The following is a 13,156-nucleotide window of genomic DNA, read 5'->3' on the forward strand; positions in this document are numbered from 1 at the left end:
ACCGGCCGGTGATCGGGCGGTCCGGACCGCATGACACCCTGAACGGGTGAGAAGTCAGCAGTCCGGCACCGCCCTTACGGGCCCGTCCCGCAACCCCGTGGGTGGCCATGTCCCCGTGGCCGGCGGCCTCAGTTCCGTCGGGCTCGCCTACGCCCATGACCTCAGGGCCGAGACCGTCCAGGTCTTCGTCGCCAACCCGCGCGGCTGGGCCACGCCCGCCGGGAACCCGCGGCAGGACGAGGACTTCCGCGCGGTGTGCGAGGCCGAGTCGATCCCGGCGTACGTCCATGCCCCGTACCTGATCAACTTCGGCTCGCACACCGAGGCGACCGTGGAGAAGTCGGTGGAGTCGCTGCGGCACTCACTGCGCCGCGGGCGGGAGATCGGCGCGCTCGGCGTCGTCGTGCACACGGGCAGCGCGACCGGCGGCCGGGAGCGTTCGGTGGCCCTGAAGCAGGTACGGGAGCACATGCTTCCGCTGCTGGACGAGCTGACCCACGACGACGACCCGTTCCTGCTGCTGGAGTCGACGGCGGGTCAGGGCTCCTCGCTGTGCTCGCGCACCTGGGACTTCGGGCCGTACTTCGAGGCGCTGGACGCCCATCCGAAGCTGGGCGTGTGCCTGGACACCTGCCACATCTTCGCCGCCGGCCACGACCTGACCGGCCCGTCCGGCATGCACCAGACCCTCGACCTGCTGGTGGACACCGTCGGCGAGGGCCGGCTGAAGCTGATCCACGCCAATGACTCCAAGGACGTCGTCGGCGCCCACAAGGACCGCCACGAGAACATCGGCGCAGGTCACATCGGCGAGGACCCGTTCCGGGCGCTGATGACGCACCCGGCCACCGAGGGCGTACCGCTGATCATCGAGACGCCCGGCGGGAAGGAAGGGCACGCGGCGGACGTGGAGCGACTGAAGAAACTTCGCGACGCATAGCCCGTTACGGAATACCCCAGGGGGGTATACGGTTCTTGCTCGGTGCAGGAACCGTGACCTGACATTGGGGGCAGTGATGCAGCACGAAGCACACACGGCACACGATCACCATCAGCAGGCGGTCGCCGCCGGCAGCTGGACGATGGCCGTCCAGGCCACCCTGCACTGCCTCACCGGCTGTGCCATCGGCGAGGTACTGGGCATGGTGATCGGCACCGCGCTCGGCTGGGGCAACGTGCCGACGCTGATCCTGGCGATCGTCCTGGCCTTCTTCTTCGGTTACGCGCTCACCCTGCGCGGCGTCCTGAAGGCGGGCGTCGACCTGCGGACCGCGCTCAAGGTGGCACTGGCGGCGGACACCCTGTCCATCGCCGTGATGGAGCTGGTCGACAACGGCGTGATCGTGCTGTGGCCGGGCGCCATGGACGCCGGGCTCGCCGACCCGCTGTTCTGGTGGGTGCTGGCGATCGCGCTGGCCGTCGCCTTCATCCTCACCACACCGGTCAACAAGTGGATGATCGGCCGCGGCAAGGGGCACGCGGTGGTGCACCAGTACCACTGACGCCCAGCGAATGGACCAGGAGTCAGAGCTCGGGGCCGTCCCCGGGCTCCTCCTGGTAGGAGTAGCGCTGTTCCTGCCACGGGTCACCGACGTTGTGGTAGCCGCGCTCCTCCCAGAAGCCGCGGCGGTCGGCGGTCATGTACTCCACGCCACGGACCCACTTGGGCCCCTTCCAGGCGTACAGATGGGGGACGACCAGACGGAGGGGGAATCCGTGCTCCGCCGTGAGCAGTTCGCCGTCCTTGTGGGTGGCGAAGATCGTGCGCTCGGAGGCGAAGTCGGCGAGGCGGAGGTTGGAGCTGAAGCCGTACTCCGCCCAGACCATCACATGAGTGACGGCAGGTGCGGGCGGGGCGATCTCCAGGATCGCCCGCGCCGGGATGCCGCCCCACTCGGCACCGAGCATGCTGAACTTCGTGACGCAGTGCAGATCGGCCACGACGGTCGTGTACGGCAGGGCCGCGAACTCCTCGTGGTTCCAGCAGTGCTTCTCGCCGTCGGCGGTGGCCCCGAACACCCTGAACTCCCAGCGTTCGGGCCGGAACTTCGGGACCGGGCCGTAGTGCGTGACCGGCCAGCCGCGCTGCACGCGCTGCCCCGGCGGGAGCTCGGAGTGTGCTGCTGCTCCGCTTTCGCTCTCCACCGGCTGACCCATGACTCCATCCTGACAGACCTGAAGCAGTGCACCTGACCCCACCCTCGACAATTGCCTTCAAACAGGACTAAGCATGCACTTACTTACTAAGTGAAGACTTACTGGACGATCTTTGTCGCCGGTGCAATCATGCGGCGCAACCTGCCAGTTCCCCCGCTTGGAAGGAGCCTCTGCGATGCAGGGCGACCCCGAGGTCCTCGAATTCCTGAACGAGCAGCTGACCGGCGAGCTCACCGCGATCAACCAGTACTGGCTGCACTACCGGATCCAGGACAACAAAGGCTGGACCAAGCTCGCCAAGTACACGCGTGAAGAGTCCATCGATGAGATGAAGCACGCGGACAAGCTCACCGAGCGCATCCTCATGCTGGACGGCCTGCCCAACTACCAGCGGCTGTTCCACGTCCGGGTCGGCCAGACGGTGACCGAGATGTTCCAGGCCGACCGGCAGGTCGAGGTCGAGGCGATCGACCGCCTCAAGCGCGGCATCGAGGTGATGCGTAACAAGGGCGACATCACGTCCGCGAACATCTTCGAGTCGATCCTCGAGGACGAGGAGCACCACATCGACTACCTGGACACACAGCTGGAGCTCATCGAGAAGCTCGGTGAGGCGCTCTACATCGCGCAGCAGATCGAGCAGCCGAGCTAGGCAGCGTCCTTCAGCCGGGCGAGGACCTGCTTGCCCTGCTCGGCCAGCTCACGGCGGGGGCACGCACCCCTGCCCAGGAGCGTCTGAATCTGGCGTACGCACGACCCGCAGTCCGTGCCGGCCTTGCTGGCCGAAGCTATCTGGCGGGGGGTGCAGGCACCGTCCTCCGCGTGCTTCTTGACCTGCTCCTCGGTAATGCCGAAGCAACTGCAGACGTACACGCGGTTCACCTCCCGGCGGGATCGATGCGCCATCCCCTTGATCGGTGAGGCAAACCTAACCTTACCCGCCAGACAGGAACCGTAAAAGTGGGGTGGGGCGCGGATCGTATGTGATCCGCGCCCCACCTCTGTGCATGTAACAACCGAACCGGCTACTGGTCCCTGTACATCTCGGCGACGAGGAAGGCCAGGTCAAGCGACTGGCTGCGGTTGAGCCGCGGGTCGCAGGCCGTCTCGTAGCGCTGGTGCAGGTCGTCGACGAAGATCTCGTCGCCGCCGCCCACGCACTCGGTGACGTCGTCACCGGTGAGCTCCACGTGGATGCCGCCCGGGTGGGTGCCGAGGCCCTTGTGGACCTCGAAGAAGCCCTTGACCTCGTCGAGCACGTCGTCGAAGCGGCGGGTCTTGTGACCGGAGGCCGCCTCGAAGGTGTTGCCGTGCATCGGGTCGGTCACCCAGGCCACAGTGGCGCCGGAGGCGGTGACCTTCTCGATCAGCTCGGGAAGCCGGTCACGGACCTTGTCGGCGCCCATGCGGACGATGAAGGTCAGCCGGCCCGGCTCGCGGTCCGGGTCGAGGCGGTCGATGTACTGGAGCGCCTCCTCGGCCGTCGTCGTCGGGCCGAGCTTGATGCCGATGGGGTTGCGGATCTTCGAGGCGAACTCGATGTGCGCGTGGTCCAGCTGCCGGGTGCGCTCGCCGACCCACACCATGTGCGCCGAGACGTCGTACAGGCGCCCGGTGCGGGAGTCGACCCTGGTCAGGGCGGACTCGTAGTCGAGCAGCAGCGCCTCGTGCGAGGAGTAGAACTCGACCGTCTTGAACTCCTCCGGGTCGGCCCCGCAGGCGTGCATGAAGTTGAGCGCCTGGTCGATCTCGCGGGCGAGCTGCTCGTAGCGCTGGCCCGACGGGGACGACTTCACGAAGTCCTGGTTCCAGGCGTGCACCTGGCGCAGGTCGGCGTAGCCACCGGTGGTGAAGGCGCGCACCAGGTTGAGCGTGGAGGCGGAGGCGTTGTACATCCGCTTCAGGCGCTCGGGGTCCGGGATGCGGGCGGCCTCGTTGAAGTCGAAGCCGTTGACGGAGTCGCCGCGGTACGTCGGCAGGGTCACGCCGTCGCGGGTCTCGGTGCCCTTGGAGCGCGGCTTGGAGTACTGGCCGGCGATGCGGCCGACCTTCACCACGGGGACGGACGCGGCGTACGTCAGCACGGCGCCCATCTGGAGCAGCGTCTTGAGCTTGTTGCGGATCTGGTCGGCGGACACCGCGTCGAATGCCTCGGCGCAGTCGCCGCCCTGGAGGAGGAACGCCTCTCCCTTGGCGACGGCCGCCATCCGGGCGCGCAGCTGGTCGCACTCGCCCGCGAAGACGAGCGGCGGATACGACTCGAGGTCCGCGATCACTGCGCGCAGAGCCTCGGTGTCGGGGTACTCGGGCTGCTGCGCCGCGGGCAGGTCTCGCCAGGTGTTGCCAGCGCTCGCGCTGGTCTTAGCGTTCACGGTCACGCCTCAACATTACGGGGTCGTGTCGGGCGTCCAGCCCCATGCCCAGCAATTGAGACACGGGGTACACGACTCGGACACCTGCACCTGGGGTAGGGTGCGTCGCATGTTCGCGCACTCGACCCAGAACTGGTGGTGGACCGCTCATCCGGCGGCCCACTGACTGCGCGTACGACAGACTTCGCGAAGGCCGCCCGAGGGGCGGCCTTCGGCGTTTCCCGGGGTCCGTTCCTCACCGACATCGATCGACATCGACGGAAGAGGAACCATGGACCTGGCACAGCTGCTGCACGACCCCCGCCCGTTCGCGCTGCTGCGCCGCCGCACCCCGGGCCATGATCAGGAAACCGTGGAGGTCATGATCGGCCCGGTCAGTACCTACGACCGTCTGGCCGACCTCCCCGACGAGGGCCTCGCGCTGGTCCCCTTCCGGCAGATCCGCGAGCGCGGCTTCGACGTCCGCGACGACGGCACGCCGCTGACGGTGCTGACCCCCGAGGAGTCGTACGCCATCCCGCTGGCCGAAGCCCTGGAGCAGCTCCCGGCGCACGACGTGCGCGTCGAGGGCGGTGGCTTCGACGTCGGCGACGAGGAATACGCGGAGATCGTCGGGCGTGTCCTGCGGGACGAGATCGGGCGGGGCGAGGGCGCGAACTTCGTGATCCGGCGGACGTACGAGGGCGGGATCCCGGGGTTCGGACGGGCCGACGCGCTGGCGCTGTTCCGGCGGCTGCTGGTGGGTGAGCGGGGCGCGTACTGGACGTTCGTCGTGCACACCGGGGAGCGCACGCTGGTGGGGGCGAGTCCCGAGGTGCATGTCCGGATGTCCGGCGGGACCGTCGTCATGAACCCGATCAGCGGGACGTACCGCTATCCCGCCGAGGGGCCGACGCCCGAGCACCTGCTCGACTTCCTCGCCGACGGCAAGGAGATCGAGGAGCTGTCGATGGTCGTCGACGAGGAGCTCAAGATGATGTGCACCGTCGGCGACATGGGCGGGGTCGTCGTCGGACCCCGGCTGAAGGAGATGGCGCACCTCGCGCACACCGAGTACGAGCTGCGCGGGAAGTCCTCGCTGGATGTGCGCGAGGTCCTGAAGGAGACGATGTTCGCGGCCACCGTGACCGGCTCGCCCGTGCAGAACGCCTGTCGGGTCATCGAGCGGCACGAGGTCGGCGGGCGCGGGTACTACGCGGGGGCGCTGGCGCTCATCGGCCGGGACACCGGCGGGGCCCAGACCCTCGACTCCCCCATCCTCATCCGCACCGCCGACATCGACGCCGGCGGCGGGCTGCGGGTGCCGGTCGGCGCGACCCTCGTGCGGGGCTCGGACCCGGCGGGCGAGGTCGCGGAGACCCACGCGAAGGCGGCGGGTGTGCTGGCGGCCCTGGGCGTACGTCCGGCCGGGCCGCGCGTGCAGGGGACGCGTCCCAGCCTCGCCGACGACCCAGGCGTGCGAGCCGCGCTCGACGGGCGCCGGGCCTCGCTCGCCCCCTTCTGGCTGCGGATGCAGGAGCGGTCCGCGGAGCTGGCCGGGCACGCTCTGGTCGTCGACGGCGAGGACACCTTCACGGCGATGCTGGCGCACGTGCTGCGGTCGAGCGGCCTGGAGGTGACCGTGCGGCGCTACGACGAACCCGGGCTGCGGGCGGTTGTGCGTGCGCACGAGGGGCCGGTCGTGCTGGGACCCGGGCCGGGCGACCCTTGTGACCTCGACGATCCGAAGATGCGCCTGCTGCGCGACCTCACGGCCGAGGCCCTCGTCAACCACTCGCACGGCGTGCTCGGCGTCTGCCTCGGCCATGAGCTGATCGCGGCCGAGCTGGGGCTGGACATCGTGCGCAAGGAAGTGCCGTACCAGGGCGCGCAGACGACGATCGACCTGTTCGGACGGCCGGAGACGGTCGGCTTCTACAACAGCTTCGTGGCCCGCTGCGACGACGAGGCGTACGCGGAGCTCGCCGATCACGGCATCGAGGTCAGCCGGGCCGACAACGGCGAGGTGCATGCCCTGCGCGGCCCGGGGTTCGCCGGGGTGCAGTTCCACCCGGAGTCGGTCCTGACGCTGAACGGCGCCGCCGTCGTCCGGGATCTGGTGGGTCAGCTGCGGGGCACGAGCACGTTCTCGGAGCGGCGGCCCGCCTTGTAGTCGAGGACGTTCTTCAGCGTGGTCTCGACGATCTGGCCGACGGCGTCCTCGGTGTAGTACGCCTGGTGCGAGGTGACCAGGACGTTCGGGAAGGTGACGAGGCGGGCCAGGGTGTCGTCCTCGACGGCATGGAGGGACTTGTCGTGGAAGAAGAGCCCGGCCTCCGCCTCGTAGACATCGAGACCGACACCCGTGAAGCGGCCCTCGCGCAGCTCGGCGACGAGGGCCGCGGTGTCGATGAGGCCGCCGCGGCTGGAGTTGACCAGGATCGCGTCGTCCTTCATCGCCTTCAGGGCGTCGGCGTCGATCAGCCGGCTCGTCTCCGGCATCAGCGGCACATGCAGGCTGACCAGGTCCGACTCGGCGAGGAGGCGGTCCTTGGGGACGTAGCGCATGCCCAGCTGCATACAGGCGGGGTTCTCGGCGACGTCCCAGCCGAGCAGGTTCATGCCGAAGCCGTGGGCGATGCGGGCGAAGGCCTCGCCGATCTTGCCGGTGCCGAGGACGCCGGCGGTGCGGCCGTGCATGTCGCGGCCCATCAGGCCGTCGAGGCGGAAGTCGAAGTCACGCGTGCGCGTGGAGGCGCGCACGATACGGCGGTTGACCGCCATGACGAGGGTCCAGGCGAACTCGGCCACGGAGTGCGGCGAGTAGGAGGAGACCCGGGAGACGGTCATGGCGAGGCGCTCGGCGACCTTGAGGTCGATGTTGTTGAAGCCGGTCGAGCGCTGGGCGACCATCCGGGTGCCGCCGGCCGCGAGGGTCTGCAGGACGTGATTGCCGAGGTCGCAGTTGACGCTGGTGCAGACGACCTCGTAGCCGGCCGCGATGGGGGCGGTGTCCTCGCTGAGGAAGACGTCCAGGCAGCGGACGTCGTGGTGGCCCCGGAAGGCCTGCTCGATCAGGGGCTTCTCGTCCGCCTGCACGCCGAAGGCGAGAATCTCCACGGCTGCTCCCGTTTCATAGGGCCATGGGCCGAATATACGGCCCATGACCCCATGCCGCCGGGCGGAAAGCGGTCACCTCGGACAGGTCAGCCGAAGAACACCCCGACCTCGTCGTACAGCTTCGGATCGACCGTCTTCAGCTTGGCCGTGGCGTGCGCGATCGGGACGCGGACGATGTCCGTGCCGCGCAGGGCGACCATCTTGCCGAAGTCGCCGTCGTGCACGGCCTCGATGGCGTGCAGCCCGAAGCGGGTGGCCAGCCAGCGGTCGAAGGCGCTCGGGGTGCCGCCGCGCTGGATGTGCCCGAGGACCGTGGTACGGGCCTCCTTGCCCGTCCGCCTCTCGATCTCCTTGGCCAGCCACTCGCCGACCCCGGACAGCCGGACATGTCCGAAGGAGTCCAGCGACCCGTCCTTCAGCACCATGTCGCCGTCCCTGGGCATGGCGCCCTCGGCGACGACCACGATCGGGGCGTACGACGCCTTGAAGCGCGACGTGATCCAGGCGCAGACCTTGTCGACGTCGAAGCGCTGCTCGGGAATGAGGATGACGTTGGCTCCGCCGGCCAGCCCGGAGTGGATGGCGATCCAGCCGGCGTGACGGCCCATCACCTCGCAGACCAGGACGCGCATATGGGACTCGGCGGTGGTGTGCAGCCGGTCGATGGCCTCGGTGGCGATGCCGACGGCGGTGTCGAAGCCGAAGGTGTAGTCGGTGGCGGACAGGTCGTTGTCGATGGTCTTCGGCACGCCGACGCAGGGCACGCCGTAGTCGTCGGACAGGCGGGTGGCGACGCCGAGGGTGTCCTCGCCGCCGATGACGATGAGCGCCTCGACCTCCTGCTTGGCGAGGTTCTCCTTGATACGGCGGATGCCGTCCTCCTGCTTCAGGGGGTTGGTGCGCGAGGAGCCGAGGATGGTGCCGCCGCGGGGCAGGATGCCGCGCACGGCGGGGATGTCGAGACGGACGGTGTCGTTCTCGAGCGGACCTCGCCAGCCGTCCCGGAAGCCGACGAAGTCATAGCCGTATTCCTGCACGCCCTTGCGGACGACGGCCCGGATGACGGCGTTGAGACCGGGGCAGTCGCCGCCTCCGGTCAGTACTCCGACCCGCATGAAAAGTCCCTTCGCCGCGGTTGCCTGGTGAGGCCACGCTAATGGTGAGCCACGTCACAGCGGGATGGGTCGGACCGGCAATTCCGGTGAACCGCAGGGTGTTCGGTTTACGCGCCGTCAAACCGGCGCGATGGATCACTCGTCGTCGAGGCCGCGCTCGATGGCGTATCGCACCAGCTCCACGCGGTTGTGCAGCTGGAGCTTGCCGAGGGTGTTCTGGACGTGGTTCTGGACCGTGCGGTGGGAGATGACCAGGCGCTCGGCGATCTGCTTGTAGCTCAGGCCCTTCGCGACGAGCCGCAGCACCTCGGTCTCGCGCTCGGTGAGCTGCGGGGCACCCGGCTGGTCGGCGCCCGGGGCGGCGGGCGCCGGATCGGAGGCGAGGCGGCGGTACTCGCCGAGGACCAGGCCGGCCAGGCCCGGCGTGAACACGGGGTCGCCGACAGCGGTACGGCGGACCGCGTCGAGGAGTTCCTCGGTGGACGCCGACTTCAGCAGATAGCCGGTGGCGCCGGACTTCACGGCCTCCAGCACGTCGGCGTGCTCGCCGCTCGCCGACAGGACGAGGACGCGCAGGGCCGGGTTGTGGCCGACGAGTTCCTTGCAGACCTGGACACCGGGCTTGGCGGGCAGGTTGAGGTCGAGCACCAGGACGTCGGGGGCGGCGGCCTTGGCGCGGCGTACGGCCTGCTCGCCGTCGCCCGCCGTGGCGACCACGTCGAAGCCGGACTCGGCCAGGTCGCGGGCGACCGCGTCGCGCCACATGGGGTGGTCGTCGACCACCATGACCCTGATCGAGCTCTGCTGTCCGCTCGCCGTGTCCGTCATCGCTGCTCCGCCTTCCCCCGTGAAGCGCTCCCGGCCTTCGGTACTTTCAGTTCCACTTCGGTGCCCTGGCCCGGCACCGAGATCAGCTCGGCGGTGCCGCCGAGGTCGCGCAGGCGGCCCCGGATCGACAAAGCGACTCCGAGCCGCCCCTCGCCCTCGGCCTGTGCGAGCCGGCCCTCGGGGATGCCGGGTCCGTCGTCCCGCACGGTGACGATCACCTCGTCGGGCTCGTCCTCGACGAGGATCCACGCGCGCGCGTGCTCGCCCGCGTGCTTGCGGACGTTGTCCAGGGCGGCGCCGACGGCCGCCGACAGCTCCCGCGCGGCAGCCGGGGCCAGCGACACGGGCGCGCCCGGCTCGGCGAGGCTGACCAGCGCGCCGGCGTACGGGGCGAGCAGCGCACGCAGATCGACGGGGCCGTCGGAGTCGTCCGGCTCCTCCACGGCCCGTACGACGGCACCCTCGGCGGCGTCCTCCGACACCCGCGGCACGGGCACCAGTCCGCCCGAGACCAGCGTGCGCAGCGCCACCTCCTGCTCGCCGGCCAGCCGGCCCAGCTCGGCCGCCTCGCCGCCGATGACGACGCCGCGCCGCTGCACCATCGCCAGCACCTGGAGCACGCCGTCGTGGATGTCCCGGGCGAGGCGCTCGCGCTCACGGGTCGCCGCCTCGATCTCCAGGGCCCGGGCGAGGGTGCGCTCGGAGGCGCGGGCGACCTCGACGACGTAGCCGATGGCGATGGAGGCGATCCAGACCAGCAGCACCATGTGGACGGTGTCGCGGGTCGGAACGCCGGAGCGGTGGATCAGGTTGGCGACGGCGACCAGGGTGGAGGCGAAGGCGGCCCAGCGCCAGCCGCCCTTGATGGCGAACGCCAGCACGGCGCCCGCCGCCCATATCGACGGCAGGGTCGGGGCTCCGGCGTCGATCCGCTCGGGCGACTCTGCGACGCGGGTCAGCAGGATGCCGGTCAGGGCGATGGTGAGGTCGGCGGCGAGGAAGCGCTTGGTGCAGCTCGCGGCGTTCGCGACCCTCGGCAGCGTGGCCAGCGTCCACACCGCCAGGACGGCGAAGTAGGCGATGGCCACCCAGGGGCGGGCCACTTCGTCGTAAGCGCTGGCGAAGAGCCCGATGGCGTACACCATCGTCAGCACCCGGTAGCCCGTGAGCGCCCGCCACAGCGGCTGCTCGACGGACATGCGCATGACCCGCTCACGCTTGGCCATGCCCCCACCCCCCTGATTTTGACCTGCTGCTGCTCTGGCCTACTTCGTCTTCTTCGTCTGTTCCTTCTCCGCCTTCGCCGCGTCCGCGATCTGCCGCTTGGCGGCGGTCGCGTACATGTCGACGTACTCCTGGCCGGAGAGCTTCATGATCTCGTACATGACCTCGTCGGTCACCGCGCGGAGCACGAAACGGTCGTGCTCCATGCCCTGGTACCGGCTGAAGTCCAGGGGCTTGCCGATCCGGATGCCCGGCCTCATGAGCTTGGGCATGACCTTGCCGGGCGGCTGGATCTTCTCCGTGTCGATCATGGCGACCGGGATGACCGGCGCGCCGCTGGCGAGCGCCACGCGCGCGAGGCCGCCGGGCTTGCCCCGGTAGAGCCGGCCGTCGGGCGAGCGCGTGCCCTCGGGGTAGATACCGAACAGCTCGCCGCGCTCCAGGACATCGATGCCGCTCTTGACGGCGGCCTCGCCCGCGCCGCGCGCCCCGGAGCGGTCCACGGGCAGCTGGCCGACGCCCTTGAAGAAGGCCGCCGTCAATCGGCCCTTGACGCCGGGGGTGGTGAAGTACTCGGCCTTCGCGATGAAGGTCACCTTGCGGTCGAGGACCGCGGGCAGGAAGAACGAGTCGGAGAACGACAGGTGATTGCTCGCCAGGATGGCGGGGCCCGCGGCGGGAATGTTCTCCAGACCCTCCACCCAGGGCCGGAAGGCGACCTTGAGCGGTCCCCCGATGGTCACCTTCATCGCGCCGTACAACAACCGAGTGCCTCCTGTGTCTGTCGATCAGACCTTAACCCGGAGCACTGTCAATGAGCCCGACGGCCCTGGTCGGTGTCAGTGCGGTCGCGTACGGTGAAGCACACCTGGCTGTATCGATGTGCGGCTCCGCCGCGTGGGTTCATGTCGTAGCTCTCGTCCAAGTCGTCCCTCTTACGAACAGGAGACCGTAAGGTGCCGGTCCTTCCTGGAGCCGAGCCGTACCGCCACGAGGGCGGAGAGGTCGGGGTCCTCTTCTGCCACGGCTTCACCGGTTCCCCCCAGTCGCTGCGCCCCTGGGCGGATTACCTCGCCGAGCGCGGGCTCACCGTCTCGCTGCCGCTGCTGCCTGGGCACGGCACGCGCTGGGAGGACATGCAGCTCACCGGCTGGCAGGACTGGTACGCCGAGGTGGACCGGGAGCTGCGCGCCCTGCGCGACCGCTGCGCGCTGGTCTTCGTGGCCGGCCTGTCCATGGGCGGCGCCCTGGCGCTGCGGCTCGCCGCGAAGCACGGGGAGGACGTGGCCGGGGTAGTGGTCGTCAACCCGGCGAACAAGGTGCACGGCCTGTCGGCGTACACCCTTCCGGTGTCCCGCCACCTGGTCCGCACAGCGCCGGGGATCGCCAGTGACATCGCGAAGGAGGGCGCCGTCGAGCTCGGGTACGACCGGGTACCGCTGCACGCGGCCCACTCCCTGCGGAACTTCTTCCGGCTGGTCGACGGCGAGTTGCCGCAGGTCACCCAGCCGCTGCTGGTTCTGCGCAGCAGGCAGGACCACACCGTGCCGGCGGTGGACTCGGCCCGCATCCTGAGTCGGGTGTCGTCCACGGACGTAACGGAGATCGTGCTGGAACAGAGTTATCACGTGGCGACGTTGGACCATGATGCGGACCGGATCTTCGAGGAGAGCCTCGGATTCATCGACCGGGTCGCGACCGGCGTCGGCAAGGAAGGGACGACCGCACGTGGCTGAGCACGGCTCCGACCGCGAGAAGCGCGAGGACAGCGAGCCCGAGGAGCAGCACGTCCCGTTCGACGAGGACGCGGCCTGGGCCGCGATCGTCGAGGGGTTCGGCGACGAGCCGCCGGACCCTCCGGGCAGCAAGCCCTTCAAGTCGGTGGAGGACCTGGCGTTGCCGGAGACCGACGCGAACACCGAGGCGGGCGGCGGGACGGACACCGAGCCGAAGGCCGACAAGGCCGAGGCCGGCCCGCCCGACAAGAAGGCCGACGAGCCCGGTGAGGACAAGCCGTCCAAGCCGCTGGGCAGCTCGATCTCCTTCGCGCCCGGCGTCGGCCCGCGCGACTACAGCGTGCCCGAGCCGGCCGAGGAGGACTTCGACGCCGACGACGAGGGCCACTTCGTGCCGCCGGAGCCGCCGCCCCTGCCCGCCGCCGACGCGACCGCGAAGTTCGCCTGGCTCGCGGTGATCGGCGGGCCGGTCCTGCTGCTGCTCGCCGTGCTGCTCAGCTGGGACATGACCTGGTGGCTCGCCACACTCGGCATCGGCGGGTTCCTGGGCGGGTTCGCCACGCTGGTGATGCGGATGAAGACCGACGACGAGGACGACGACCCCGGTCGGGGCGCCGTCGTCTGA

Annotated in this window: 15 protein-coding genes; 7 read left to right on the top strand and 8 right to left on the bottom strand. The window is 69.7% G+C overall.

Annotated elements, in window-relative coordinates; translation table 11 throughout:
- Nucleotides 1-46: 46 nt before the first annotated feature.
- Nucleotides 47-940 (top strand): deoxyribonuclease IV, encoded by an 894-nt coding sequence (locus OG254_RS13620; protein WP_405581166.1) that lies wholly within the window; start codon nt 47-49, stop codon nt 938-940.
- Nucleotides 941-1,016: 76 nt separating this feature from the next.
- A complete protein-coding gene (locus OG254_RS13625; RefSeq protein ID WP_405581169.1) occupies nt 1,017-1,502 on the top strand; it encodes a DUF4396 domain-containing protein in 486 nt (161 codons plus the stop codon).
- 22 nt (nt 1,503-1,524) lie between these two features.
- Here the strand turns inward: OG254_RS13625 and OG254_RS13630 are convergent, their stop codons facing one another.
- On the bottom strand, nt 1,525-2,157 hold the full coding sequence (locus OG254_RS13630; protein WP_405581172.1) for a sulfite oxidase-like oxidoreductase: 633 nt from the start codon (nt 2,155-2,157) through the stop codon (nt 1,525-1,527).
- Nucleotides 2,158-2,332: 175 nt separating this feature from the next.
- Between OG254_RS13630 and bfr the strand changes: the two genes are divergently transcribed.
- On the top strand, nt 2,333-2,809 hold the full coding sequence (gene bfr, locus OG254_RS13635; RefSeq protein WP_393508236.1) for a bacterioferritin: 477 nt from the start codon (nt 2,333-2,335) through the stop codon (nt 2,807-2,809).
- On the opposite strand, the gene OG254_RS13640 is transcribed toward bfr, so the two are convergent.
- Nucleotides 2,806-3,039: a bacterioferritin-associated ferredoxin gene (locus OG254_RS13640; RefSeq protein ID WP_261989453.1), complete on the bottom strand. Its 234-nt coding sequence runs from the start codon at nt 3,037-3,039 to the stop codon at nt 2,806-2,808. The genes bfr and OG254_RS13640 overlap by 4 nt on opposite strands.
- Nucleotides 3,040-3,182: 143 nt before the next feature.
- Complete coding sequence (locus OG254_RS13645) at nt 3,183-4,535, bottom strand: class II 3-deoxy-7-phosphoheptulonate synthase (protein WP_147996500.1); 1,353 nt, start codon at nt 4,533-4,535, stop codon at nt 3,183-3,185.
- Between the two features lie 103 nt (nt 4,536-4,638).
- On the opposite strand from OG254_RS13645, the gene OG254_RS13650 reads away from it, so the two are divergent.
- The gene (locus OG254_RS13650) at nt 4,639-4,695 is read left to right on the top strand and encodes a trp operon leader peptide (protein ID WP_071528813.1); all 57 of its coding nucleotides are present in this window, start codon (nt 4,639-4,641) and stop codon (nt 4,693-4,695) included.
- A 105-nt stretch (nt 4,696-4,800) separates the two neighbouring features.
- A complete protein-coding gene (locus OG254_RS13655; RefSeq protein WP_405581176.1) occupies nt 4,801-6,681 on the top strand; it encodes an anthranilate synthase family protein in 1,881 nt (626 codons plus the stop codon).
- Here the strand turns inward: OG254_RS13655 and OG254_RS13660 are convergent.
- From OG254_RS13660 to OG254_RS13680, 5 genes are all read right to left on the bottom strand, one after another.
- On the bottom strand, nt 6,633-7,628 hold the full coding sequence (locus tag OG254_RS13660) for a 2-hydroxyacid dehydrogenase (protein WP_405581179.1): 996 nt from the start codon (nt 7,626-7,628) through the stop codon (nt 6,633-6,635). The two genes, OG254_RS13655 and OG254_RS13660, sit on opposite strands and share 49 nt — an antisense overlap.
- Before the next feature lie 86 nt (nt 7,629-7,714).
- The gene (locus tag OG254_RS13665) at nt 7,715-8,743 is read right to left on the bottom strand and encodes a 6-phosphofructokinase (RefSeq protein ID WP_405581182.1); all 1,029 of its coding nucleotides are present in this window, start codon (nt 8,741-8,743) and stop codon (nt 7,715-7,717) included.
- Between the two features lie 135 nt (nt 8,744-8,878).
- Nucleotides 8,879-9,571, bottom strand: coding sequence for a response regulator (locus OG254_RS13670; protein WP_405581184.1), 693 nt, complete (start codon nt 9,569-9,571; stop codon nt 8,879-8,881).
- Complete coding sequence (macS, locus tag OG254_RS13675; RefSeq protein WP_405581186.1) at nt 9,568-10,797, bottom strand: MacS family sensor histidine kinase; 1,230 nt, start codon at nt 10,795-10,797, stop codon at nt 9,568-9,570. Before macS ends, OG254_RS13670 begins: the two co-directional genes overlap by 4 nt.
- A 39-nt stretch (nt 10,798-10,836) precedes the next feature.
- A complete protein-coding gene (locus OG254_RS13680) occupies nt 10,837-11,544 on the bottom strand; it encodes a lysophospholipid acyltransferase family protein (protein WP_351200134.1) in 708 nt (235 codons plus the stop codon).
- Between the two features lie 207 nt (nt 11,545-11,751).
- Between OG254_RS13680 and OG254_RS13685 the strand changes: the two genes are divergently transcribed.
- Together OG254_RS13685 and OG254_RS13690 are read left to right on the top strand one after the other, a co-directional pair.
- On the top strand, nt 11,752-12,531 hold the full coding sequence (locus tag OG254_RS13685) for an alpha/beta hydrolase (protein ID WP_405581189.1): 780 nt from the start codon (nt 11,752-11,754) through the stop codon (nt 12,529-12,531).
- On the top strand, nt 12,524-13,156 hold the full coding sequence (locus OG254_RS13690; RefSeq protein WP_405581192.1) for a hypothetical protein: 633 nt from the start codon (nt 12,524-12,526) through the stop codon (nt 13,154-13,156). The genes OG254_RS13685 and OG254_RS13690 overlap by 8 nt, the downstream gene beginning before the upstream one ends.

Origin of the sequence: Streptomyces sp. NBC_01092 (genome assembly GCF_045039535.1) — a bacterium.
Lineage (GTDB): Bacteria > Actinomycetota > Actinomycetes > Streptomycetales > Streptomycetaceae > Streptomyces.

Excerpts from the sequence above, each read along its gene's own strand:
- OG254_RS13625 (WP_405581169.1), top strand. The coding sequence starts at position 1,017 with ATGCAGCACGAAGCACACACGGCACACGATCACCATCAGCAGGCGGTC.
- OG254_RS13630 (WP_405581172.1), bottom strand. The coding sequence starts at position 2,157 with ATGGGTCAGCCGGTGGAGAGCGAAAGCGGAGCAGCAGCACACTCCGAG.
- bfr (WP_393508236.1), top strand. The coding sequence starts at position 2,333 with ATGCAGGGCGACCCCGAGGTCCTCGAATTCCTGAACGAGCAGCTGACC.
- OG254_RS13655 (WP_405581176.1), top strand. The coding sequence starts at position 4,801 with ATGGACCTGGCACAGCTGCTGCACGACCCCCGCCCGTTCGCGCTGCTG.
- OG254_RS13665 (WP_405581182.1), bottom strand. The coding sequence starts at position 8,743 with ATGCGGGTCGGAGTACTGACCGGAGGCGGCGACTGCCCCGGTCTCAAC.
- OG254_RS13670 (WP_405581184.1), bottom strand. The coding sequence starts at position 9,571 with ATGACGGACACGGCGAGCGGACAGCAGAGCTCGATCAGGGTCATGGTG.
- macS (WP_405581186.1), bottom strand. The coding sequence starts at position 10,797 with ATGGCCAAGCGTGAGCGGGTCATGCGCATGTCCGTCGAGCAGCCGCTG.
- OG254_RS13680 (WP_351200134.1), bottom strand. The coding sequence starts at position 11,544 with ATGAAGGTGACCATCGGGGGACCGCTCAAGGTCGCCTTCCGGCCCTGG.